This window comes from Nocardia sp. NPDC004860, from assembly GCF_040609015.1.
Taxonomy (GTDB): Bacteria; Actinomycetota; Actinomycetes; order Mycobacteriales; family Mycobacteriaceae; genus Nocardia.
The window spans coordinates 89,329-113,855 of the sequence record NZ_JBEXJI010000017.1 but is presented as its reverse complement, the minus strand read 5'-3'; the positions used below and the strand labels follow the sequence as shown (position 1 = coordinate 113,855).

Sequence of the window (24,527 nt, the reverse complement as noted above, 5' to 3'; positions counted from 1 at the left end):
GGCACGGTTTGCGTGATCAACCAGTTCAAAATCCGTTCGGGCGCTTGATAGTTGAAGATGTCGCGGGTCCCCTGATCTTGGACTGTCGGCGGTCCTGTTCCCGCATCATGCCCAGCTGTCGATCGAGCGCCTCTATGCATCCGACCGGGTACTATCCATACAGGCAGCAGCTGCGACGAGCCGGTTGCCTGCCCTGGATACGGAGCGAGGTCGCAGCGGGCGCACAGCCGGTCTGAACGGCGGCTGTCCTCCGCCGCCGTTGCCGGCCGCGAGGTACTGATCAAGCTGCGGGTACACCGTTGTTTCGGTGACAACAGTGTTTGCGCGACAAGGACTTTCGTGGAACAGGTGCCCGCTGTGTCGGTCCGGCGTGCTCGGCGCACGACGCTGCTGCGGCGGATCGGGTGTCCGAAGCGATACCGGCTCGAACGGTATCTGCTCGGAGTCCGCGTCGTGGGCGATCTACTCGGCCGGTCGGACACCGAGCTGCTGGGGATACCCGGGATCGGCGGACACGGTGTCGCGCTCGTCGCCGATGCTCGCCACCCGCTACGCCGCGGACCGGGCCGTGGTGAAGCACGCGGACGGCTGGAACGTCTCCCGGTGGGCGACACCGCGCCCAGCTAGACCGTGACGATGATCTTCTTTCCTTTGTGGAGCCCCTGCTCGAGGTGGCGGTGTGCCTCGACGACGTCGACGAGGGCGAACACTTTGTCGATGGCGGGCCGCAGCGCGCCGAGGCGTACACCAGCGTTCAGGAATGCCGCCATGCGCTTCACCACGACCGCGTCGAGGGTGTGTTCGAAGCTCCGGTGGCTGAAGATCGTGAGTGGCGCACTTCTCGGGAAGGGGGTGGGCCGAGGGTCCAGGAAGCCTGCGGCGACCAGTGTTCCGCCGGGACGGGCCGCCTCGAGGAGGTCCTGCTGGCCGGGGCCCATGACAACGTCGAGGATTATGTCGGCGCCGGTACCGCCGGTGTGGTGGCGGACGGCTTCGGCGACGTCTACGTGGTCGGTGGCGATGACCGCGGCGGCGCCGGCGGCGACCAGGTCGTCCTTGTTCGCAGTGTGCCGAGTGATGGCGATGGGCACGGCGCCGATCTGATTGGCGATCTGCATCGCGGCCCGGCCGACGCCGCCGGAGGCGGCAGTGATGAGGACGTGGTCGCCGGGCCGCATTTTCGCCTTCTCGATGAGGGCGCCGTAGGCGGTGGAGTACGCGACCCAGATCGCCGCTGCCTCGGTGATTGCGAGCCCGGCCGGCCGAGCTATGACCCGGCTCGCGGGGACTGTGGTGTATTCGGCGTAGCTGCCCCTGACACTCGCGTCCGGAATGGCCGTGAGGATGACCGGATCGCCGACCTGCAACCCGGCGATCTCGGAGCCGAGCGCATCAACGACACCGGTGCCTTCGACGCCGAGACGAGCGTGTGGCAGGGGGACGCTCGCGGACGAGGCGCCCGAACGCATCATCTGATCGAGCGGGTTGACGGCGAACGCTTCGATCCTGACCCGTACCTCGCCGGCTCCGGGCTCGACGACCGGTTCCTCGACGATGTGCATGACATCCGGCCCGCCGAACTGGTTGAAAACGACGACTCGTGGCATGGACGCTCCTCCACATCTGTTGCTGGTTTCCCTACTCGCGGAAGACGTTACGGAGTCGTGAGTTACCTCCTGGTACCTTTGATTTTCATGCAGAACCCGGCTGGACCTGCCTTCCTCGCCGACTGCCCCACGCGCCTGGCGGTCGAGATCATCTCCGACAAATGGGCCGTGCTCGTGCTCTTCGGGCTCAGCCATCAGCCTCGCAGGCATGGTGAGCTCGCCGGCCTCATCGGCGGCATCTCGCGCAAGGTCCTCACCCAGACGCTGCGCCGGCTCCAGCAGTACGGTCTGGTCGAACGTCGTGCCGAAGCGCCACGGCGAGTCGAGTACAGCCTCACTGACCTCGGCTGGACCCTTGTCGAGCCGATCGAGGTCCTGACGAACTGGGCGAGGAACTACGGCGGGGCCATCATCGACTTCCAGGAGGCGAGGTCAGCCGCTACTTCTGCTTCGGCGGCGGGCTGATCTTGGTGGGCGGCCTCGCCGGCGGGGCCGCGACCGTCGATTTGCGCCGCATCTCGTCAGCCAGAGGCTCGTCGGTGGTGGTCGAGGGGGTCCTCGAGGTTTTCGCCGAAAGTCGGGCGGATATCACGTAATCCCGATAGCAAGGCATTAGAGGAACGACCGGACCGCGTCGGAAACCTGCCGTCACCGAAGCGGCACAGAGGCCAAGCGGATTCGGGCGCGTATTGCCGGGTCACCGGAGTCAGGTGGTGGACACCTGCCGCCACCACCCATTATTCGCATCAGATGCGAGATCGGATTGATTGACGGGGTTCAGCGGACCAGGTCGTGGAACACCTCGACGGAACACCCGTGACCAGCGATCGATCCTGACTCAGTCCCTGCAGCGAAAGCGTTGCGGCGCAGTCGCATCGGTGTTTCAGGCGTTGCCCCGCCGTCCGCCGCTGGCCATCTAAGCAGCCGCACGAGGTCCGGTCCGGCGCCTCGGATGGGTCGTCGTGCCATCGTCGCGAGCGAGGCCGCGACGACATCCGCACAGCGTGCTCATGATGGTGCGGATCGTCGGAGACGTACTCGCCGAGCAGGCCGATCGCGGTCATCGCGCCGGCCGCCCGCCGTTGATTCAAGAAAGAAACTCGAAAGTAACCCCAAGTATCAGTACCAGTCGGTACGCTTACTCGGATCCTGTTCATCTTCAGAAGGTTTCTCCATGCCGCTGCGTCGTCGTCTGTCAGTCGCTCCGTTCCTGTTCCGCCATCTGTACCGGTTGACGATCGGGAAGAACCCGAACCGCCCCGCCTCGATGGATGACATCGGCCTGTTCACCGGTGCGCCCCAGCACGAGAACTTCGCACGAGTACGCGACCTGGCTCCTACCCGGAAGATGGCCGCCTCCGCCAAGCCCTATACCTGGCCGGTCGGGGAAAATATCGAGCTGCCCGAGTCCTACATATTCCAAGGCGAGACCCGCCTCACGGGGCAGTTCCTCGTCGACACCGACACGTCGGCACTGCTGGTCCTCATCGACGGGAAAGTGCGTTACGAGCGCTACCTGCTGACCGGCGGACCGACCGTGAACTGGTTGTCGATGTCGGTGGCCAAGAGCTTCATCTCCGCCCTGGTCGGCATCGCGCTCGAGGAAGGCCACATCAAGAGCATCGAGGAACCGATCAGTGACTACGTGCCGGTCCAGCCCGGGTCGGCCTATGACGGCGTCTCCATCAAAGACGTCCTGCAGATGTCCTCGGGCGCCCGCTGGAACGAGGACTACAATGACCCGGAGTCCGACATCTACCAGCTCGGTCTTGCACTGCGCGGCTCCAAGGGTGGCCTGGACGGCTTCGTTGCCCGGATGGTCAGGGAGAGCGAGCCGCAGAAAGTCTGCCGTTACAACTCCGGCGAGACCCAGATCCTCGGTGCCCTGCTCTACCACGCCACCGGCCGCCTCGTGGCCGACTACATGCACGAGAAGCTCGTCGAACCTCTGGGCTTCGAGTCGCCCGGCTACTGGATCACCGACATGCTCGGCGTGGAGATGTCGTTCGCCGGCGTCAACCTCACGGCTCGCGACTTCGCCAAACTCGGCGAGCTCTACCGCAACGGCGGCATGTGGCAAGGCAAGCGCATCCTCTCCGAGGAATGGGTCGCCGCATCCACCACGATCGACTCCCCGATCCGCGAGGCCGGACACCCCATCGTCGGCGACCACCAGTTCAACCTCGGCTACGGCTACCAGTGGTGGATTCCCGGTGGGCATCGTGGCGATTTCAGCGCCATCGGAGTGCTCAACCAGCTGGTCTACGTCGATCCGCCGACCAAGACCGTCATCGTCAAGCTCTCGGCGAACCGCTTGTACGGAACCAGTCCCCACGAGGCCACCAACCGCGACGAGGAGAACGTAGAGTTCCTGCGTGCCATCGCACAGCATCAGCACTGACTGTGCTGGTCGAGCTCTGGCCACCAACTTTCGGGCCGCGCCACCACCGCGTGCGCCATCGCGAGTTGGACAACATGCACGCCGTCGGCCTTAACGCTGCTCGGGGCAGCAGAACCGGGCCAACCGCAATCCGTGATGAGCTGCTGGTTCGGCTGGAGGTGCCGGACGACGACTATGTGTGTTCTGTACCAGTCATGCAGATCAATGTGTAGATGACATCTGAAGCCAGCAGGAACTTACCGAGAAGGCCACCTCCAGCGGACAACTGTTGACGATAATGAAAACGGTCGTGCCGCTCATGCTTCTCATAGATCCTGCTGGTCATCGTGGTCCTGCGTCGCAAGCCCAAGACCCCAGCGACTGCGCGTCGTCTGCCGTGTCGGAGCTGACCGACGTTCGGCACGTTCGGGCGAAATGGGATGCTGCGAATGCCGGGACTGCGCGGCCTTCGTCGCTCGGCCGTGATGTTCGAATTGTCGATAGTCTCGCTGGAAGTTAGATGGAGCCGACGGGAAATTCTTTGCCGTTCGCACTGCATATTCGGATCGTTCCCGATGCCGCGCCACCGACTGCACCAGCAGGCTGAGCTGTTCTCTCGAAGGTCGCCGCGGTAACTCCCGCACCTTCGGCCGACGCACAGTGCTAGAGGAGCATCGAGCCGAACCACTCGATCATTGCCCGCGCCGGCCCTCCGGCGGACACGGTGGCGCGGTATGTGGCACCAGCTCCACCGTGGAGATGTCGTGCGAGAGCCGCTCGTCTCCGAACCGGAAGAGCCCGATGAACATCGTAGGGACCACCTGCGCCACAGTGATCTTGTTGCTCTTCTACGGCTGCGAGGCAAGCCGTTGGCTCTCCTTAGCGGAGTGGCAATCAGCGCCGAGCCGGCGGCGCAGGAGAACCTCTGCAACGAGGGGGAAGCGGGCCTGCATCAGGTGGGCGCCACGAGGGCCTCCGAGATGGAGATCCACTCGGTCAACCTCGACAACTCAGACCCGAAGGCCGGCAAGGTGCCCACCGTCCAGGTCGATCTGCGCTCCGGCATTTGTTCACGGAGGAGCGATGCGCGGCTTCCACACCACCGTCGAGGAGTCGGAGCGCTACCAGCGGGGTGCCAGCTCAGAGCCTTCTTCCTGCCTGCCTCGTTTCCGTGCGGTAACGGCCCGTCACGCAGATGTAAATATACGTTCCATCTGGTACGCATACCGATTGGTTCTCGATACTCTCCGGGTGACGGGTGTGAGCACCCCGAAGCGCAGCACGATAGGAGACGGCATGGACACCAGCATCGGCAGTTCGGGGGGGCGAGCCACGATGGGCTCGCAACGCCTCAGCGGAGGGCTAGGGCCAGGAGCCATCGTCTTCATGGTCGTGGCGGCCGCGGCACCACTGACGGTGGTCGCTGGCGTGGTTCCGGCGGGAATCACCCTCGGCAACGGTGCCGCGTATCCCGCGGCGTACGTGGCCTGCACAGCGGTGCTGCTGCTGTTCGCCGCAGGTTTCACCGCCATGTCGCGCCATGTGAAGGATGCCGGTGCGTTCTACACCTACATCGCCAAGGGCCTGGGCAGGAAGGTCGGCGTCGGGTCGGCCATGCTTGCGCTGGTCACCTACGCCACGGTGCAGCTCGCCGTGTGGGGATACATCGGCTTTGCGATCGATGACCTGCTGACATCCCACAGCGGCCCCCACCTGCCGTGGTGGGTGTGGTCACTGGTGTGCATGGCGGTGGTGGGCTGGCTCGGCTACCGCAACATCGATCTGTCGGGCAAAGTGCTCGGCGTACTGCTGGTCAGTGAGGTGCTGATCGTACTGCTGGTCAACGCTTTCATCGTCGGGAAGGGAGGTGGCCCGGAGGGAATCTCGACCGCGGCCTTCCAACCATCGCAGTTCTTCAACGGCGCGCCCGGTATCGCGCTGACCTTCGCCATCGCGGGCTACATCGGCTTCGAGGCCACCGCGATCTTCCGCGACGAAGCGCGTAATCCTGACCGCACCATCCCGCGCGCCACCTATCTCGCGCTGGTCGTGATCGGCGTGTTCTACGCCATCAGCTCGTGGGCACTGGTCAGCGCGTTCGGTGACAGCGCTGTCGTCGATCAGATCGGGGCGGGCAAGGGCATCGTCAGCGTCGCGAAGTCCTTCGTCGGCTCGGGGGCGTCCGACCTCGTACAGGTCCTGTTGGTGACGAGCTTGTTCGCAGCGGCACTCGCCTTCCACAACGTGCTGGCTCGCTATGTCCACGCCCTGGGCAAGTCTGGTGTGCTCCCGCAGCGGTTCGGTGCCACGCATGAATACCATGTTTCCCCGCATGTCGCCTCGGTGGTCCAGTCGCTCGCCGCGCTGGTCTGGTTCGCGATCTGTGTGGTCGCTGGCCTCGACCCGGTCGCTGAGATCTTCACCTGGTTCGCAGGTGTTGCCGCTGTCGGAGTGATCGTGCTGATGGGCCTGACTTCGGCGGCCGTGATCGTGTTCTTCCGGCAGCGCCCCGGGCTCACCTCCCGGTGGCACTCCTTGTACGCGCCTGCCCTCGGTGGACTCGGCCTGATCGTCTTCCTCGCGATGACCATCCAGAACCTGCCGCTGCTGGTTGGCGGTTCCACGGCCATCGCCTGGTGCGTCGGCATCGGGCTCGTCCTGTCGTTCGTCGTCGGCTTCACGCTGGCCCAGATTCGTCCCCATGTCGCCAACGACATCCTCGAGGAGACCGCAGCATGACCATTCCAACCACCCCCGCTGTCAGCAAGCCGCTGCTGGTGGCCCACCCGCTGGAACTTCTGACGCCGTCGGAGATCCACGCGGCTCGTGAGATCGCGGCCTCGGCCGGTCTGCTGACCGAGACGACCCGCTTCGTCTACGTCGGACTGGCCGAGGGGCCGAAGGCCGAGGTGGTGGCCCATCAGCCCGGTGATGCGTTCCACCGCACCGTCTCACTGATGCTTCTGGACCGCACGAGTGGCGTGGGCACGATCGCGATGGTCGACGTGACCGCTGGCGACGTCGTCGCCAGCCGCACGATCGACAGGTCCGAGGGACAGCCCGCCATCCTGGACGAGGAGTTCGACGAGATCGAGGGTTGGCTGATCGCCGACCCGATCTTCCTGGAGGCGCTGGCCCGCCGCGGCATCGACCCCGCGACAGTCCGGGCGGTTCCACTGTCGGCCGGCAACTTCGGCAACGAGGCGGAGAACGCCCGCCGTATGTGCCGCGTCATCGCGTTCGTGCAGAGCGACGAGGCCGACCTGGCGTGGGCGCACCCCATCGACGGCCTTGTCGCGCACGTCGACCTGATCGAAGGCACGGTTTTCGAGGTCCTTGACCACGAGAGCTATCCGGTTCCCGCGGAACGAGGCGAGTGGAACGCGGCCCCCCACGGTGACGGCGTCGCCCGCACCGACCTCAAGCCCATCGAGATTGCCCAGCCCGAAGGCCCTTCCTTCGTCATCGAGGGTAACAAGATCACCTGGGCCGACTGGGAGTTCCGGTTTACCTTCGACGCCCGCGAGGGTCTCATCCTGCACCAGCTGAACTGGAAGGACGGCGAGATCGTCCGTCCCGTACTGAACCGTGCGTCTATCCCCGAGATGGTAGTTCCGTACGGCGACCCGCAGCCGGCTCGCTACTGGATCAACTACTTCGACCAGGGTGAGTACATCTTCGGCCGCTACACCAACTCGCTCGAGCTCGGCTGCGACTGCCTGGGCGAGATCCAGTACTTCGACGCCGTCATCTCCGACGAGAAGGGTCAGCCGCGCTCCATCAAGAATGCGATCTGCCTGCACGAGGAGGACTACGGCGTGCTGTGGAAGCACACGGACATGTTCAACGGCATGAACGAGACCCGACGCCAGCGCCGCCTCGTGATCTCGTTCTTCCTGACCATCGGCAACTACGACTACGGTTTCTACTGGTACCTCTACCTCGACGGCACTATCGAGCTGGAGGCCAAGGCGACCGGCATCGTATTCCCGTCGGCCTACACCGGCCCCGACGGCTTCGCGACGGAAATGGCGCCGGGCCTGGGCGCGCCTTTCCACCAGCACCTGTTCTGCGCGCGGCTGGACGTAGCGGTCGACGGCCACAAGAATGCCGTCGACGAAGTCGACGCGGTGCGCATCCCGGTCAGCGACATCAACCCGCACGGCAACGGGTTCCGTCAACAGTTCACCCGCCTGACCACCGAGACCCAGGCCCAGCGTCTGGCCGACAACATCAAGTCACGGTACTGGCTCATCTCCAACCCCGAAAAGACCAACCGGCTCGGACAGCCGACCGCGTACGCGCTCTACCCCGAGGGCCAGCCCCCGCTGCTGGCCGACGAATCCAGCGCCGTCTACAAGCGCGGAGCCTTCGGTCGCAACCACCTGTGGGTGACCCAGTACGACGCCACCCAGAGATGGCCGTCGGGAGAGATCATCAACCAGGCCCCCGGCGATGACGGTCTTGCCGCCTGGGTCGAGGCCGACCGGCCCATCGACGGCGAGGACATCGTGGTCTGGCACTCCTTCGGCCTGACCCACTTCCCCCGCCCCGAGGACTGGCCCGTCATGCCCGTCGACTATGCAGGGTTCAAGCTCAAGCCCGTCGGGTTCTTCGGCCGCAACCCCGCGCTCAACGCTCCGATGGCTACGCGTGGCGACCATTGCAGGTCCGCGGCCGGCCACAACGAGCACGCAGGGCACCACAACGAGCACTGCGGATGATCAGGCTTCTCGTGGCCAGGCTCGGCACCGGCCTGGCCGCCGTGTCAGTGGCCCTGCACATCGCCGGGCTCGGTGGCATGGCACCGCCTTGGGCTATCGTCATGCTTGCGTTGGCGCTCGTCTGCGCCGGCTGTGCCATCCATCTGTGGCACGGCGGCACAGCGCGCGCTTGGACCCTCATGGCGACGTGCAGCGGTGCCATGCTCGGCATCCATGCCCTCATGATGAGCACCCCCAGCGGCGACCATGGGAGTGCCGACATGCCGCGCGATTCGATGGGGACGTCGACCGGGCACACGTCGATGGGTGAGCACGCCACCGCTCACTTACACGGCCAGGGCTGGGACCTCATGCACTACGCCTCGGCCGTCGCCGTCGCCGAGCTGCTCCTCGCAGTCGCCGTACTCGGGATCGGACTGGCGTCGAGGCAGAGCCAAGCGACGGGTCAAGAGGTTCCCGCAAGTTCGCCGGGATAGGACGGATTGCGCCGGTCGGTCGCCGACTGGGTTGCAAGGCTCGTCCTTGGGTTCGAACGTTGGACCGGGTCTCAGGGTTGCGGCGAGATACCTCGAACTCCGTAGCGCGTACTCCGATCAGGCGGCACCGAATCACTTTGATGCCCGGCGATCCTCGGAAACGAGTTCATCGTCTCGGTCAGCTGTGGCTTTCCGCCACTTCATCGACCGACCGCGGATTCGTTGTCCCAGACCAGAGCTCGGGCGACCCGGCCCCACCTTGAGACCAACAGGCAATGCTCGGCCAGCAGATCAGGACTCTGCCGGGTCGGGATCATCGTCGCTGCCATATTCCGCGAATAGCCGCTGACCCCACCATCAACGGCGGATGACCGACATGCCCGAGCCCCAGCAGAACATCGGCCGGTGGGAACCACAGACCGCGGTGCGCGAGCTCACCAGGCTGATACGCGGTGCGCGTGGCCGGACCCACCGGCTTGAACAACAGCCGCAACTGCTGCACCCGCTCGAAGAACACCGTCATACCACGCTGCCGCCGACTCGTTCCATGATCACTGTCGTCGGCCTGTCAGGGAAGTCGGTCAGCAACGCCTGGATCTGCGGCTCGAACTCATCGACCGCCGACCCAGCTTGCGCTGATACTGCGGTGCACATGCGAACCCAGCGCCTTCTTCACCGTGTTCTTCGAAATATTCATCCGACGAGCGATCGCGCGAATCGTCCAGGAAGTGAACAATCCGCGGTCCTTTCGGCGACCAGACTTCAACCGTCAAGGGATGGCGTGCATTACGCCGCCCAATCCGAAGGAGTCGCCATGACCGATCTCACCACACCGCCCGCCGCCGTGCTCCTGCCCGCGGTTCGGGACTTCCTCAGCCGCCCGCGTCAACTCTTTATCGGCGGCAAGTGGATCGACGCTGTTGCCGGTGAGACTTTCGAGACCCGTGACCCGGCGACCGGAGAGGTCTTGACGACGGTTGCGCGCGGTCGCGCCGCCGACGTAGACCGCGCGGTGGCCGCCGCGCGGCGGGCGTACGAGGGTGAATGGAGCCTGTGGACGCCCGCCCAGCGCCAGCGGCTGCTGTACCGCGTGGGCGAGGCCCTGTATAGCCGGGCCGAGGAGTTCGCGCAGCTCGAGTCGCTCGACAATGGCAAGCCCGCCACGGTTGCCCAGGCCGTCGATGTGACCTGGAGCGCCGAGCTCTTTCTGTACTACGCAGGATGGGCGACCAAGATCGAGGGCAGCACCGTGACTCCGTCAGTGCCGTGGGCGCCTGGCGCGCGCTTCCATGCGTACACGCTGCGCGAGCCGGTCGGCGTCGTCGGCGCGATTGTGCCGTGGAACTTCCCGCTCGTCATGGCCGCGTTCAAGGTGCCAGTGGCGCTTGCGACCGGTAACACCGTCATTCTCAAGCCTGCCGAACAGACGCCGCTGACAGCGTTGCTTCTCGCTGAGGTCCTCGCGGAGGCGGGCCTTCCCGACGGTGTCTTCAATGTCGTGACTGGTTACGGAGACGCCGGCGCGGCGATCGCAGGTCATGACGACGTGGATAAGGTTGCCTTCACCGGCTCGACCGAAGTGGGCAAGCTGATCGTCGACGCCGCCAAGGGAAATCTGAAGAAGGTCAGTCTCGAGCTCGGCGGTAAGAGTCCGCAGGTGGTCTACGCGGATGCGGACCTCGAGGCCGCGATCCCGGGTACGGCGTCGGGATTCCTCTTCAACCAAGGTCAGACTTGCACGGCTGGCACCCGCATCCTGGTTGAGGACAGGATCTTCGACGAGTTCACCCAGGGCGTCGCGGAAGTTGCGAAGGCAACCAGGCTCGGCCCCGGGCTGGACCCGGCGACCGAGATGGGGCCGCTGGTCTCTGAGGAGCAATTCGCCCGAGTGTCCGGCTACATCAGCCAGGGTCTGCAAGATGGCGCCCGCGCGCTGACCGGTGGCGGCCGTCACGGCGACCGTGGCTATTTCATCGAGCCCACTGTTCTGGTCGACGTCGACTCGTCCTTCAGCGTCTACCGCGAGGAGATCTTCGGCCCCGTCGTGGTCGCGACTCCGTTCAACGCAGCAGCTGGTGTGCGCTCGGCAGCCAACGACACCCCCTACGGGCTGGCCGCCAGCGTGTGGACGAGCAACCTCTCCAAAGCGCACCGCACTGCCGCGGAGATCAAGGCTGGCACCGTGTGGATCAACTGCCACAACGCTTTCGACTGCGCTATCCCCTTCGGCGGATACAAACAGTCCGGCTGGGGTCGCGAACTCGGCGCTGCAGCCATCGAGGAGTTCACCCAGATCAAGGCTGTGAACATTCTCCTCTGACGTCTCCCGACCCCTCCAGCTCCTCTGAGCCGTCCCTTGGTTGCCGTGGTGGCTCGGGCCTCGTATCAACAATCGACCAGAGCCGCCACGTGCATCCACGCTGGCAACCCCTCGAGAGAGCTACTGACAACGACTGCACGTAACGACCGCCGGAGGAACACAATGCCGACCAACACCGAGCGACTCCGAGCAGCCAGGGATCTGCTGGTCGCCCACGCCCACGACTGGACGAGCGCGACCACGAAGTTCACCTGGCCCCGAATCGAGGGCCGGTTCAACTGGGTCTTCGACTGGTTCGACCCTCTGGCGCGGGACAACAACGCACCCGCCCTCGTAGTCGTCCATGAAGACGGCAGTAGTGAGAGTTACAGCTTCACCCAGCTCTACGAGCGCTCCCTCGCCGTCACCCATCAACTGCGCTCCCTCGGCATCGGGAAAGGCGACTCTGTGATGGTGATGCTGGGCAACCAGGTCGAGCTCTGGGAGTCGATGCTCGGCATCATTCGGCTCGGCGCAGTGGTTATGCCGACCACGACAGCCGTCGGCACCAAAGACCTCATCGACCGCGTCAATCGAGGCAACGTCCGAGCAGTGATCTGTGGAGCGACCGACTCCGCCAAGTTCGCTGAGGTCCCAGGCGAATTCACCCGGATCGTGGTCGGTCAGCCAGTCCACGGATGGACGTCCTTCACCAGCGACCGCGCAGCAAGCGAGGCTCCCATCGGCCACCCTGGGACCGCGCCGGACGATCGATTGCTGCTCTACTTCACCTCCGGCACCACCAGTCGCCCGAAGCTCGTCGAGCACACCCAGATTTCCTACCCCGTCGGCCATCTGACCACCATGTTCTGGATCGGGTTGCGTCCCGGCGACGTTCACCTCAACATCTCTTCACCGGGGTGGGCAAAGCATGCCTGGTCAAGCTTTTTCGCACCGTGGCTTGCCGAAGCGACGATCGTCGTATTCGCTTATGCGCGCTTCGACCCGCAGAGCCTTTTGACCCGACTTCACCAGCATGGGATCACCACGATCTGCGCCCCGCCGACGGTGTGGCGAATGCTCATCAACGCCGACCTGTCTACCGGTCCAGGCCAACTCCGCGAGCTCGTCGCCGCAGGAGAGCCGCTCAATCCCGAGGTTGTCACCCAGATCTGGGACGCCTGGGGACTCACGATCCGTGACGGATTCGGACAAACGGAGATGACCGCCGTCGTCGGCAACACACCCGGACAGCCGGTCAAGGCCGGTTCGATGGGGCGCCCGTTGCCCGCTGTCCCAGTGGTCCTGGTCGACCCACGAACCGGTGAGGTGAGAGACGACGAGGGTGAGCTCTGCCTGGATATGCGGGACGGCAAGCCATTACCGCTGATGACCGCCTACGGTGATCCCGTCAAGGACGCGGAGGCCAAGCGTGGAGGCTTCTTCCACACCGGTGACCTCGCTACCCGAGACGAGGACGGCTACATCACCTTCGTCGGACGCACAGACGATGTGTTCAAGTCCTCCGATTACAAAGTGAGCCCTTTCGAGTTGGAGTCGGTCCTGATCGAGCATCCGGCCGTGGCCGAGGCCGCAGTCGTCCCTTCACCGGACCCGATCCGTCTCGCGGTGCCCAAAGCGTACGTGGCCTTGGCGCCCGGTTACGAGCCTTCCGCGGAGCTGGCGGCGAGCATCTTTGCCTTTACATCCGGCCGCCTGCCCGGCTACCTCCGAGTTCGTCGGCTGGAGTTCTTCGACTTGCCGAAGACCATCTCCGGCAAGATCCGTCGAGTCGACCTTCGTCATCGCGAGTCAGCAGATCAACCCGCCGGCGAATGGCGGCTCGAGGACTTCGCGCTCTAAACCGTGACGATGATCTTCTTTGCGGAGCCCCTGCTCGAGGTGGCGGTATACCTCGACGACGTCGTCGAGGGCGAACACCTTGTCACCGCGAGAATAAAGTACATGAGAATAGAGTAAATAAGGACACAGGTATGGAGAACGACAACTATCGACACGCGGATCTTGCGGTGCTTACCAATTCCGAATTCGTTGTGGAGCAGAAATGGCGCGAGGTGCTCGACCACTTCGGTCTGTGCCCGGAATGCGGCTACACAGCCCACGCATTCATCGCCACCGCACGTCATGTAGACGGCACCACGAAAGTGATGACCGTCGGTTCCTGCGGACTACCGTGTGGGTGGTCGGGGCCCACGGAGATAACGAAGATGACCGAAAACTGACCGTCATCGGGTCGTGAATAATCTTCGCCGGAGTCATGAATTCGGGCGCGACGAGCTCGTCGTAGTCGAGCGACCTCATCACGCCGCTTGCGCCCGGGGACTTACTCCACACCTGATCGGTGGTGCCGACGTTGCGGCCGAACTGGACGCCGAGCGCGCCATCGACCAGGGCCGACAAAGTCGCATGCATCCAGTCGCTGCACTAAGCCCGGTCGGCGTCGTCGGGCGATCCCAGTAACCGAGCATTCTCGGGCCGCCCCCCGCACCGTGATTTCTCCGACGACGCCGGATTCGACCTCCATCTCGGATTCATCGACGCCGCGTAGGCGGGCAGGACGTTAGCCGCCCAGATTGGCTTCCGCAGACGATCTGCCGCGGAGCGCGGCCGGATTGTCCGGAACGAACTGCGGAGGCAGACCCTCCAGAAGTTGTCCGGTGTCGGCAGACCTGACGGGTCTGCCGACACCGGAGGGCAGTCGCCCTCTTATGATGCGATCGGTGGAGAACAAGAAGGTAGACAGACGCACAGTGCGCTACCAGCATGTTCGGCCCGAACTGTTGGAGGCGGCGACGCAATACGTCCTCGATCACGGTGTGAGCGACCTGTCGCTACGGCCCTTCGCTCAGGCGTTGGGGGTCAGCCACGCGACGTTGATCCATCATTTCGCGACCAAGCAGGCGTTGATCAACGAGGTCCTGGGGCGAATCCGGCTCGAGTTCGAGCAGACATTGCAGGCCGACGAGCTGCGTTTGCCGGACTCGGGGGAAGAGTTGCTGTGGTCGACCTGGCGACGGCTGTGCCGTCCCCGTGAACAACGTCAGTTCCAGGTTCTGTTCGAGTTGGCCGCGAACTTCGGGCGGACCGACCGATCGTCTGAGATGGAGCATCCGCTGGTCGGCGACTGGATCGAGATGACGATCGGCGCGCTGGCACGCCACGGGTATCCGGCGGCTCGCGCTCGGGTCGCCGCCACGTTCCTGCTGGCCCAGGTGCGCGGGCTGCAGCTCGATCTGCTGGCGACCGGCGAGCAGGCACGAGTGGACGATGCCTTCGCAATGACAGTCCGGACACTGGTGGCGGACGGACTGACGACCCGCGGCGACTGCTCGTCGGGGCCCGTCGGTCCGGGGACAACGGGGGAGGACGAGCAGTGATCGAACGGAGCCCCACACTCATCTGCCCGCCCATGAACTGATCGCGTGCTCCAGGATTCCTATCAGTACCTGTTTGGAAGACTCGCGGTTTCGGACATCGCAGAGTAATACCGGCGTATACGGCGAAAGGTCGAGGGCGTCGCGGATCTCGTCCTCGTCGTAAATGTCGGAGCCGTCGAAGCAGTTGACCCCGATCACGAAGGGGATACCTCGTGATTCGAAGAAGTCGACCGGCCCGAAGCAGTCCTCCAACCGCCTGGTATCGGCGAGCACGACAGCGCCCACCGCGCCCACGGACAGTTCGTCCCACATGAACCAGAATCGCTCCTGCCCAGGCGTCCCGAAGAGGTAGAGAACTACCCCGGATTCCAAGGTGATTCGGCCGAAGTCGAGGGCGACGGTGGTGGTCGTCTTGGACGCGACGCCAGTGAGGTCATCCACCCCCGCGCTGAGCTCGGTCAATTGCTCCTCGGTGCGAAGTGGCGTGATCTCGCTGATCGAGGCCACCATCGTGGTTTTCCCGACACCGAAACCACCGGCAACGAGAATCTTGGTGACTTGCGCGAATTCCACAATCCGTCCGGCTTGATAATCAGAGTTTGCGAACACCGTCGAGAACCGCCTGCAGTAGGTGTAGATCGGGGGTGGATTCCGGTGGCGCCGGGGACCGGAAGATTACGTGGCCGGCGTCGATCAGGTCGCCGACGAGGACCTTGACCGAGGCCACGAGCAGGCCCAGGTGCGCGGCCAGCTCGACAATTGAGATTGGCCTGCCACGGCACAAGCTCATGATCTCGCCGTATTCGCGGTCGTATCCGGTGAAGTCTGTGGCCGACGGGATCGCCACGACTAGTGTGAGAAAGTCGAGGCGATGCGTATTGTTACCCGCACGGCCACGGGTGACGGCGAACGGACGCACCAGAGGCCCGGGGTCCTCATCGAAGTCCTCCGGGCTCACGTCGCCGTTCATGAGAATAACCGTGCGTGCTGTGTGTTCGTCTGCGACCGGGGAGCCGCCGACATCTGATCCCGGACTTGTCCGACTATCACGTTCATCTCGTAGGCGACCAGCCCGAGATCGGCGTCCGCGGCCGTGAGCATGGCCAGGCAGGCGCGCGGGCCCGCCTCGGTGACCACCAGGTATCCGCGATCCAACTCGACGACGGTCTGTTGGTGAGGTCCTTTGTTGAATCGTGTGCCGACGCCGCGCCCGAGGCTGTGTAGCGCCGAGGCCATGGCGGCCAGGTGTTCGGCATTCTCTCGATCCAGGCCGTTCGAGCCTGCGAGGGCCAGTCCGTCGGCGGACAGTACGACGGCGTGTTCGGCGCCGGACGTGCGTTCGACCAATCCGTTCAGGAGCCAGTCCAAAGAGACGATTGCTGGGCGGTGGCTGCCGTCATTGATCATGTCATTCGTTCATTTCGTGAGGGGGTGGGGTGAAACGGCGTCCGCGACGTGTTCCCTGTTGGAAGGAAGCCATGGAATTTCGCACCGAATCGGCGGCGCGAGGCTGGTCGGCTTCATCGGTCATCGGGGAGGTCGTGATCTCGGTGTGTTCGCGTCGCAACTGTGGCGAGAGGTGGCTCTGCCGCTGTCGCCGTGGCAGGGCCGCCCGCCCACGGGAGGGAATCGAGCGGCGATGGAGCCCGGCGCTCGGATTTACCGGGTGGCGTGCATCCTCAGCCGGAAGTTGCAGTGCAGTTTGCGTCACCGTGTTCCGGGCTACGAGCACATCCGAGGCGCCGACTTCCGGTGTGGGAGCGGGTAGCGGCACGGACCTCGGCGGTTCTTGCACCGCACTCACCACTGTCGTCGGGGCGCTGTCCTGGCCGATCAGCTCGGCGGGAATCAGGACGACAGCCTTGACCCCGCCGTACGCGGACTCCTGAAGGGTCACCGAGATATCGTGGCGAAGCGACAGTTTGCCGACAACGAATAGACCCAGGTGACGGCGACCCTGCAGTGCCATCTCATGGAATCCTGGCGGCTGCCGCAGCAGTTCGTTCAACGCCGCGCGCTCCTCGAACCGGATGCCCAGGCCTTGGTCTTCGACCTCGATCACGACGCCGCGGCCGACGAGGTTGCCGCGTACCGATACCGGCGAATCAGGCGGCGAGAACGCGGTCGCGTTGTCGACGAGTTCGGAGAGTAGGTGGATCAGGTCGGCGGTGGCGCTGCCCGCCAGGCTGACGTCGGGCAGTCGCAGCGCGCTCACACGCGCGAAGTTCTCGGTCTCGGAGATTGCGCTGCGCACGATCTGCTCCAGCGCCACTGGTTTCCGCCATCGTCGGGCCGGCTGGCCTCCGCCCAGGATCAGGAGGTTCTCCGCGTTGCGCCGGGCACGGGTTGTTAGATGATCGAGTTGGAAGAGCAGCTCGAGGTGTTCAGGATCGTCTTGTTTGGACTCGGCGACGTCGAGCAATTCGAGCTGTCGTCGCACCACCGTCTGACTGCGATAGGCGATGTCGAGGAAAACCTTGTTGAACCCTTCGCGGGTCCTGGCCTCGTTGACTGCGGTGTCGACCGCAGTGCGGTGGGCGATCGCGAAGGCGCTGGCCACCTCTCCGATCTCGTCGGCGCCGGCGTCGGTCATGAATGCGCTGTCGACGGAATCGACAACCTCGCCGGCCTGCGCCTGTTGTATAAGCGCGGGAAGATCTTCGTTGGCGACCTGCAGAGTACGTGTGCGCAGGGCCCGGAGCCGCCGCACCAGCCGGTTGGCGAGCGTCAGTGAAATCAGAAACGCCGCGAGCCCGACCAACACGACTCCCGCACCGACGGTGACGGCGCGAGCGATCGAGCTCGTCGTCGAGTCCTCGCCGGATCGGAAGGCATATGCCGCGTGGCTCGCCAGCAGTTTGGTCAGCACATCGCCGACTTGTTGCTCGGCCGCCTGCCATTGCTCGGAGGTCCCGATCAACTCACCGCGTTCAGCAAGAGAGTTCTGTTCCTCGCTCGCAGTTCTCCATGCCTGGCTGTTCACCAGAGACCCGTAGAGCGATCGCTCCGATTCGGTCAGGCGGGGAACAAGTTCGGTCAGTTTCTGTCGGAATGCACCGTTCAGTTCCGCGATCGTCCGTCGCTCGCCGGGATCGAGTTTCCGTATCGATACCACAGCAGCGACGCGTTCAGCAGCCCTGGAATGCAGATCGAGGATCTGCGCGAGCGCCGCCGCAGTGAACTCCTCGGCGAGGGTTTTCGGGTTAGGGGAGTTGTGAACGGCGCTCTCCTGCATGCCGCCGGCGATCAAGTCGACCAAACTGGTGTAGTAGGCGTCGACGGCGGTGACATCTGCTTGACGCACATCGATATCCCGGCGCTGCAGGGGAAGTTGTACAAGTAGTTGATCGAAGATTGCCGAGCTCTGCTTCGTCGCCGCCGGGTCGAGCCGGTTCTGCTCGGACACCATGTCCCGCATACCGGCAAGGGAGTCGTCCGTGGCCCGGCGGGCACTCGGCAAACGGCCCGCGGCCTGTTGATCACCGACCACTGTCGCGATACTTGCCCCGCGTTCATTCTGAACTGCGGCTACGAAAGCCGAGGCCGGCGCGATAACCGTACTGCGGTAGCTGGACCACGCTCGACTGGCTGCGGCCTGGTCGGCAAGGGTCGCAGCGGTGATGATGCCGGTGATCAGGAGCACGGTGCTCGGTACCAGCGCGATCGCCAGGACGTACGTGCGAATACTGCGGCCGCGCCACAGCTTCCGGGGCCGTCGCGCAGCCGTCTGCGGGCTGGATTCGTTCATGCGTGCGGTGTCTTCGGCGCGAGGGCGTCGTGGGGGAACTTCACAGGCCCGTCCTTCAGGGCTCGGGGGTGACTGATGGACGTAGACGATAGACCTACCAAACGGTTATGCAAACCGGAATGTCTGCCGGGCCGGGCGGACACGCCGTGTCACACCCGGCCTCGTCGGTGCCGGCGTACGTGTCTGTGCGTCGAATGACCTAGGCCGACCAGGTCGTGAATCAACTGCATCGAAGTCATCCTCACCGTGCGCCCGAGCGGTTCTCGGACTTAGCGTGAAACGAACGTAGGCGGCCTTCCCTGGTCCGCCGGTGGCACAGATGGGAAGACGATGGCGTTCACTGTCGACGGAATGCGTACCGCACCGGAGGTATACGCATGGAGCAGATTCGGACAACAGGAATACACAGACTGGCTCGACGAGAGCATGTCGTGGAAGAACACCTGCTACATCGGTGATTGGTCGTTCCTGTGGCAGCATCGCTTCACCGGCCCGGACACGCTACGGCTCTTCTCGGACTACTCGGTGAATACCTTCGGAAAATTTACGCACGGTCAGTCGAAACATGTAATCCACACGAACTCGGGCGGAAAAGTTATTCACGAAGGAATTCTCACCCGCTTCGGCGACGAGGAATTCGTGTTGCACGGCCGTGGCGGCTTCTGGATGAGCTATCAGCTGGCGCGAGGCAACTATGATGTGACGGTTCAGCAAGAGGACTGGTTCATATATCAGGTGTCGGGACCGAATTCCGTGAAGGTTCTGGAGAAATTGTCGGGGGATACCGGATTGCGTGACACCGGCTTCATGCGGGTGCACCCGATCACCATCGGAGGGCACCAGATCTGGGCGTTGCGGCAGGGGATGTCCGGGGAGATCGGCTTCGAACTACAGGGTCCGAGAGAGATCGGACCCGAGATCTACGACTTGATTGTCGAGGCCGGACAGGAATTCGGGCTACGGAAGCTCGGTGGCCGAACCGTGATGATCAATCACCTCGAGGCATGTTTTCCAACCATCGCAACCGACTACATCCCGGCGATTTTTGATGAGGATACCGCAGAATATCTCGATAGCTTCACCTCGTCGATGCCCTCCTATGCCCAGCCTGCGTATATCGCGGGTAGCTACGACGGTCGCGAAATCTCCGAATACTACCGGAGCCCGGTCGAACTCGGATGGGCTCGGAATATCAACTTCGATCACGATTTCCTCGGCCGGGAAGCACTAATCGCGGAGAAGGCGAACCCGCGGCGAGTTATCCGGACACTCGTATGGAACGCAGAGGACGTCCAAGACGTGTTCGCGTCGTTGTTCCGCCCCGGGGAGAACTTTCCGTATATGGAGATGCCGCGGGACCAGCGTGGGTTCATGTGGGCCGACAAAGTGACCGCCGGCGACGACATCGTCGGGGTCGCGACCTCGCGCGGATACAGCTACTACTACCGGGAAATGCTGTCGCTGAGCACGATCGATGTCGCCCACAGTGACCTCGGAACGGAACTGACCGTGCATTGGGGCCTTCCTGGCGGTCCGCAGAAGGCCATCCGCGCCACGGTCGCGTCCGCGCCCTATAAGCCAGATCGTCGCCGCGCCGACCTGCACATGATCTGAGTCGCGAGGCGATGTCGAAAGGAGACGCCCAGAAATCATGTCGAATTCCCATGTTCTGACTTTCTCGTGCGACGACGAGCCGGGTATCGTCAGTGCGGTATCCACCTGCCTATTGCAACTGGGTTGCAATATCATCGATGCGCAGCATTTCGACGACCACCTCACCGGGAGGTTCTTCTCCCGCATAGAGTTCGAGACCGTCCGTGGCGAACTGACGAAGTCCGACATCACGATCGGGCTCACCCCGGTACTGACCTCGCTCAGTGCCTCATGGACAGTCAAGAGCACTGCTGAACGGACCAGGGTACTGATCATGGCCTCCAAACTTGATCACTGCCTGGTGGATCTGCTCTATCGCTGGCGCATCGGAGAGCTGCCGATGGACGTCGTGGCCATCGTCTCCAACCATCCCCGTGAGGTGTACGGGAACCTCGACTTGGGATCAGTGCCGTTCCATCACCTGCCGGTCACCAAGGAGACCAAGCCGGAGCAGGAGGCCGAGTTGCTCCGGCTGGTGGACATCTACGGAGCGGATCTGGTGGTGCTCGCCCGCTACATGCAGATCCTGTCCGACGAGCTGTCGGCTCGATTGTCCGGTCGATGCATCAACATCCACCATTCGTTCCTGCCCGGCTTCAAGGGCGCCAAGCCGTATCACCAGGCCCATGCCCGGGGCGTGAAACTCATCGGCGCGACGGCGCACTATGTCACCGGCGACCTCGACGAGGGGCCTATCATCACTCAGGATGTGGAGCCGGTCAGCCACCGCGACACGCCGGAACAGCTGGTGCGCAAAGGGCGTGATATCGAGCGGCGGGTACTGGCCGCCGCGGTGCGCGACCACGTGACGGGACGGGTCCTGACGAACGGCAACACCACCGTGGTGTTCGCCGACTGACTCGATACGGGTGAATGGGCGTGGCGATCCGGGCGGGTCGCCACGCCCACTCAGATCCGGACCAGTCCCTCCCGCACGGCCACGAGAGCTGCTTGGGTGCGAGAGTCGAGGTTCATTTTGGCGAGTACATTGCACACGTGGGTGCGCGCTGTGCGTTCGCTGATCGACAACTCCGTCGCGATGGCACGGTTGGACAGCCCGCGCCCGACCAGCGCGAGTACCTCACGCTCTCGGGCGCTCAGTGAGCGCAATCCGATCGGAGTGGCGACCCGGGGAGTGAGATGCCGCGCCACGGCCGTATCCAAATAGACCTCGTCGCGGACAGACGCACGGATCGCTGCCTCTACTTCGGACGGGTCGGCGTCCTTGAGCAGATAGCCCGACGCGCCGTTGGCGAGCGCGGCGTGGACTCGCTCGGATTCGCCGAAACTCGTCAGGACGACAACCCGGACGTCGGGGTATCTGGTGGTGATCTCTCGTGCCGTCTCCACCCCGTCCATCTGCGGCATCATCAGATCCAGAAGGGCGACATCGGGCAGCGAGTGATGTGCCGCCATCACCGCCAATCGCTCCAAGGCTTCGACACCGTTCGAGGCTTCGTCGGCGACGACGATATCCTCGCTCGACTCGAGGAAGGCCGCGATGCCGCGGCGAACCACGACATGATCGTCGATCACGAGAACCTCGATCGTGTGCTTGGATTCATTCATCATGTAGTCCTTCTGGGCGGGCAGGCATGAGCGATGCGTGGACCCCGGTACCGCGACCGGACGCGTTCGCCGTAATCTCGATGTGCCCGGACCACCGTGCGACGCGCTCGCGCAGTGATGTCAGGCCGTAGCCGCTCGAGTCCGAGGCCGGCTCACCCGGGCCGATCCCGTCGTCGACCACGTCGACGGTGACGGCGCGCGAGTCGGGTGCCAAGCCGACCGAGATCGCTACGGTCGCCGGTGCGGCGTGTTTGACCGCGTTGTGGACGGCTTCGCTGACCACCTGGTAGACGTCTTCGACCAGGCTCACATCCGACTGCGGGAACGCCGGGTCCACCGAGAGCTCGAATCGAACATCGGTGCGTCGGGCGAGGTCGTCCACCAACAACCGCAGTGCGGCGGGAAGGCCGAGCTCGGCGGATATCGAAGGTTGCAGAGCCAGCACGATCCCGCGTAGATCACGTTGCACGGCGCGGCCCAGTTCTGTGATCTCGTGCGCGATAGCGGCGACGTTGCGACCCCATGGTCCCGGAATCTTCGCCCCTTCGCGTTGCAGGGCTCGCGCCTGCATTCCGATCGAGAACACCTGCTGCACCACGGAATCATGGAGATCGCGAGCCAGTCGTTTGCGCTCCTCCCGTCTGATCGCGATGCGGTCACGCTCGAGCAGTGTGGCGTAGTCCACCGCCAGTGAAGCCTGCTCTGCCATCGCACTGAAGAATCCGAGCATCGACTCCCCGGCATGAAACCCCGGCGCCATGTACACGTTGAGAACGCCGACAGGCTCGCCGCGGACCGTAAGCGGAGTGCAGACGAAGTCCTCCCAATCCAGCTGTGAGATGTACTCATGCAGGGACTGCCAGTTCGGATCGGTCAGCATCGCGGCCTTGCGCCGTGGGTAGACAATCTGTTTTCCGCTGTCGAGGACCTCGTAGGTGGCCAGGGTCGCACCGCGGCGGCCTGCGGCCATCAACAGATCGAAGAAGGTCTGTGGCTCGGAGAACCCGGCCGATCCCATGATCTGTAGTTGCTTTGTCAACGGTGAAACCGTGAACAGTTGAGCGCCCGCGACACCCTCGGAGCCTTGCACCTCTCGCGCCATCGCATCGAGGACCGTGGCAACCATAGACCCCTGGGAAGCGAGATTCGCCGCTGTTCGCGCCAGCGCGGCCACGCGGGCGTGCTGACGGTGCTGCTCGGTCACGTCGCGGAACGTCACCGCGACACTGTCGGCCGTGGTGCCCCCGATCCGGTAGGCGAGCAGAGAGTATTCCTCTTGGCCGATATCCCAGAATGCAGTCCGCTCGTCGGCACGCGAATCGTAGCCGGCCACGTCGGCCTCGTCACCCGTGCCGAAGGGACTCTGCACTCCATGCAATTCGCGGGGATCGGCGTAGCCGAGCAACCTGGCGCCGAAAGAATTGATCGAAACGAACCGTCCCGCGGCATCGAGGACCGCCACACCCGAGGGAAGTAAATCTATGATCAGTTCGTTTTTCATCGTATCCAGAATAGAGCACTCGACAATGTCTCGTGCCGGATATACCGGTAGGTCGAATGACCTACATTGACAAGCCATTTCAGGCGAGGTTCTCGCGTCGGACGCCACTGCTGCGAATCCGGTGCTCCCGATAGCCTCGATCGTGTACGAACGGCTCGCGCGCTGTACGCCGTGTGTGAGTTGCCGAACTACATTTTCGCTTTCTGTACTACTTGAAGGGGCAATTTCGGTGGGCATATTCTCCACGATGACGAGCACCTCCACGGTCGCTCTCGACGGCAAGATGGTGGCGAAGGCGATCAGGCGCGAGCTCGCCGATCGAGTAGCGCAGATCCGAAGGGACGTGGGCGCGCCTGGGCTGGGAACAGTCCTCGTCGGAGACGACCCTGCCAGCGCCGCGTATGTGGCAGGCAAGCATCGAGACTGCGCGGAGATCGGGCTGTCGTCGTACAGGATCCGATTGCCCGCCGAAGCGAGCACCGCCGATGTCCTGAGTGCCATCGACGACCTGAATTCCGAAGTCTCCTGTACCGGATACATCGTTCAACTTCCGCTTCCCGCCGGGATCGATCGGGCCGCCGTGCTCGAGCACGTCGACCCGGACAAGGACGCCGATGGCCTTCATCCGATCAACTTGGGGCGTTTGCTGCTGAAGACATCCGGTCCACTGCCGTGCACTCCACGCGGCGTCATCGAGCTGCTCCGCCGCTACAACATCCCGCTGGACGGCGCCGAAGTGGTCGTCGTCGGATCCGGCATCACCGTGGGGCGTCCGCTCGGGTTGCTGCTCACGCGTGAGTCGGAAAACGCTACCGTCACGCTGTGCCATCGCGGCACCCGGGATATCCGGGAACACCTTCGCCGGGCCGACATCGTGGTCGCCGCCGCCGGCAGTCCGGCCCTGATCACAGGATCCGACATCAGGCCGGGGGCCGTTGTCCTGGACGTCGGGATCACGCGCACCGACGAGGGCATCGTCGGTGACGTCGCACAGGACGCATGGGGAGTGGCCGGGTATCTGACGCCGATGCCTGGCGGAGTGGGGCCGATGACGCGGGCCATGCTGCTCTCCAACGTCGTCGAAGCCGCAGAACGCCGATACGTGCTGCGCTGAACCATCGTCCCCACGCGGGACCGGGCGAATGCACAAAGGGCGAGGCCATGATCGTGGC

General features: G+C 64.0%; 21 protein-coding genes. 13 read left to right on the top strand and 8 right to left on the bottom strand.

Translation table 11 applies throughout. The features are described from left to right. The first annotated feature begins 357 nt into the window (after nt 1-357). Nucleotides 358-627, top strand: coding sequence for a hypothetical protein (locus ABZV44_RS27535; RefSeq protein ID WP_354842073.1), 270 nt, complete (start codon nt 358-360; stop codon nt 625-627). Here ABZV44_RS27535 and ABZV44_RS27530 read toward each other — a convergent pair. Further along, on the bottom strand, nt 624-1,607 hold the full coding sequence (locus ABZV44_RS27530) for a zinc-dependent alcohol dehydrogenase family protein (RefSeq protein ID WP_354842070.1): 984 nt from the start codon (nt 1,605-1,607) through the stop codon (nt 624-626). The two genes, ABZV44_RS27535 and ABZV44_RS27530, sit on opposite strands and share 4 nt — an antisense overlap. Before the next feature lie 87 nt (nt 1,608-1,694). Between ABZV44_RS27530 and ABZV44_RS27525 the strand changes: the two genes are divergently transcribed. The 5 genes from ABZV44_RS27525 to ABZV44_RS27505 all read left to right on the top strand — a co-directional run bounded on the left by ABZV44_RS27525 (nt 1,695) and on the right by ABZV44_RS27505 (nt 9,187). Continuing rightward, on the top strand, nt 1,695-2,072 hold the full coding sequence (locus ABZV44_RS27525; RefSeq protein ID WP_354842068.1) for a helix-turn-helix domain-containing protein: 378 nt from the start codon (nt 1,695-1,697) through the stop codon (nt 2,070-2,072). A 709-nt stretch (nt 2,073-2,781) separates the two neighbouring features. Continuing rightward, a complete protein-coding gene (locus ABZV44_RS27520; protein ID WP_354842065.1) occupies nt 2,782-4,008 on the top strand; it encodes a serine hydrolase in 1,227 nt (408 codons plus the stop codon). 1,275 nt (nt 4,009-5,283) lie between these two features. Then, complete coding sequence (locus tag ABZV44_RS27515) at nt 5,284-6,726, top strand: APC family permease (protein WP_354842246.1); 1,443 nt, start codon at nt 5,284-5,286, stop codon at nt 6,724-6,726. Then, nucleotides 6,723-8,711, top strand: a complete 1,989-nt coding sequence (locus tag ABZV44_RS27510) for a primary-amine oxidase (RefSeq protein ID WP_354842062.1) — start codon at nt 6,723-6,725, stop codon at nt 8,709-8,711. The genes ABZV44_RS27515 and ABZV44_RS27510 overlap by 4 nt, the downstream gene beginning before the upstream one ends. Continuing rightward, the gene (locus ABZV44_RS27505; protein WP_354842059.1) at nt 8,708-9,187 is read left to right on the top strand and encodes a hypothetical protein; all 480 of its coding nucleotides are present in this window, start codon (nt 8,708-8,710) and stop codon (nt 9,185-9,187) included. The genes ABZV44_RS27510 and ABZV44_RS27505 overlap by 4 nt, the downstream gene beginning before the upstream one ends. 313 nt (nt 9,188-9,500) lie before the next feature. On the opposite strand, the gene ABZV44_RS27500 is transcribed toward ABZV44_RS27505, so the two are convergent. Continuing rightward, nucleotides 9,501-9,710, bottom strand: a complete 210-nt coding sequence (locus ABZV44_RS27500) for a hypothetical protein (RefSeq protein ID WP_354842056.1) — start codon at nt 9,708-9,710, stop codon at nt 9,501-9,503. A 291-nt stretch (nt 9,711-10,001) separates the two neighbouring features. Here ABZV44_RS27500 and ABZV44_RS27495 point away from each other — a divergent pair, with 291 nt between their 5' ends. The 4 genes from ABZV44_RS27495 to ABZV44_RS27480 all read left to right on the top strand — a co-directional run bounded on the left by ABZV44_RS27495 (nt 10,002) and on the right by ABZV44_RS27480 (nt 14,884). Then, nucleotides 10,002-11,507, top strand: a complete 1,506-nt coding sequence (locus ABZV44_RS27495; protein ID WP_354842053.1) for an aldehyde dehydrogenase family protein — start codon at nt 10,002-10,004, stop codon at nt 11,505-11,507. A 162-nt stretch (nt 11,508-11,669) separates the two neighbouring features. Beyond that, nucleotides 11,670-13,349: an AMP-binding protein gene (locus tag ABZV44_RS27490; RefSeq protein WP_354842050.1), complete on the top strand. Its 1,680-nt coding sequence runs from the start codon at nt 11,670-11,672 to the stop codon at nt 13,347-13,349. 131 nt (nt 13,350-13,480) lie between these two features. Continuing rightward, nucleotides 13,481-13,729: a hypothetical protein gene (locus ABZV44_RS27485; RefSeq protein WP_354842047.1), complete on the top strand. Its 249-nt coding sequence runs from the start codon at nt 13,481-13,483 to the stop codon at nt 13,727-13,729. A 498-nt stretch (nt 13,730-14,227) separates the two neighbouring features. After that, nucleotides 14,228-14,884, top strand: a complete 657-nt coding sequence (locus ABZV44_RS27480; protein WP_354842044.1) for a TetR/AcrR family transcriptional regulator — start codon at nt 14,228-14,230, stop codon at nt 14,882-14,884. Nucleotides 14,885-14,902: 18 nt separating this feature from the next. Here ABZV44_RS27480 and ABZV44_RS27475 read toward each other — a convergent pair whose 3' ends face one another. From ABZV44_RS27475 to ABZV44_RS27460, 4 genes are read right to left on the bottom strand one after another with little or no spacing between them, the layout of a single operon-like run. Next, a complete protein-coding gene (locus tag ABZV44_RS27475; protein WP_354842041.1) occupies nt 14,903-15,457 on the bottom strand; it encodes an ATP/GTP-binding protein in 555 nt (184 codons plus the stop codon). A 19-nt stretch (nt 15,458-15,476) separates the two neighbouring features. Next, the gene (locus ABZV44_RS27470) at nt 15,477-15,854 is read right to left on the bottom strand and encodes a DUF742 domain-containing protein (RefSeq protein WP_354842038.1); all 378 of its coding nucleotides are present in this window, start codon (nt 15,852-15,854) and stop codon (nt 15,477-15,479) included. Then, a complete protein-coding gene (locus tag ABZV44_RS27465) occupies nt 15,851-16,291 on the bottom strand; it encodes a roadblock/LC7 domain-containing protein (protein ID WP_354842035.1) in 441 nt (146 codons plus the stop codon). Before ABZV44_RS27465 ends, ABZV44_RS27470 begins: the two co-directional genes overlap by 4 nt. 1 nt (nt 16,292) lies before the next feature. Beyond that, nucleotides 16,293-18,632, bottom strand: coding sequence for a nitrate- and nitrite sensing domain-containing protein (locus ABZV44_RS27460; RefSeq protein WP_354842032.1), 2,340 nt, complete (start codon nt 18,630-18,632; stop codon nt 16,293-16,295). Nucleotides 18,633-18,962: 330 nt separating this feature from the next. On the opposite strand from ABZV44_RS27460, the gene ABZV44_RS27455 reads away from it, so the two are divergent. Both ABZV44_RS27455 and purU read left to right on the top strand, forming a co-directional pair. Next, on the top strand, nt 18,963-20,246 hold the full coding sequence (locus ABZV44_RS27455) for a hypothetical protein (RefSeq protein WP_354842030.1): 1,284 nt from the start codon (nt 18,963-18,965) through the stop codon (nt 20,244-20,246). A 37-nt stretch (nt 20,247-20,283) separates the two neighbouring features. Next, the gene (gene purU / locus ABZV44_RS27450) at nt 20,284-21,144 is read left to right on the top strand and encodes a formyltetrahydrofolate deformylase (RefSeq protein ID WP_354842028.1); all 861 of its coding nucleotides are present in this window, start codon (nt 20,284-20,286) and stop codon (nt 21,142-21,144) included. A gap of 50 nt (nt 21,145-21,194) precedes the next feature. Here the strand turns inward: purU and ABZV44_RS27445 are convergent, their stop codons facing one another. Beyond that, nucleotides 21,195-21,854 carry a response regulator transcription factor gene (locus ABZV44_RS27445; protein ID WP_354842025.1) on the bottom strand — a complete coding sequence of 220 codons (660 nt, stop codon included), beginning with the start codon at nt 21,852-21,854 and terminating at the stop codon, nt 21,195-21,197. Beyond that, the gene (locus tag ABZV44_RS27440; RefSeq protein ID WP_354842022.1) at nt 21,847-23,355 is read right to left on the bottom strand and encodes a histidine kinase; all 1,509 of its coding nucleotides are present in this window, start codon (nt 23,353-23,355) and stop codon (nt 21,847-21,849) included. The genes ABZV44_RS27445 and ABZV44_RS27440 overlap by 8 nt, the downstream gene beginning before the upstream one ends. Before the next feature lie 247 nt (nt 23,356-23,602). Between ABZV44_RS27440 and ABZV44_RS27435 the strand changes: the two genes are divergently transcribed. After that, complete coding sequence (locus ABZV44_RS27435) at nt 23,603-24,469, top strand: bifunctional methylenetetrahydrofolate dehydrogenase/methenyltetrahydrofolate cyclohydrolase (protein ID WP_354842243.1); 867 nt, start codon at nt 23,603-23,605, stop codon at nt 24,467-24,469. Nucleotides 24,470-24,527 lie beyond the last annotated feature (58 nt).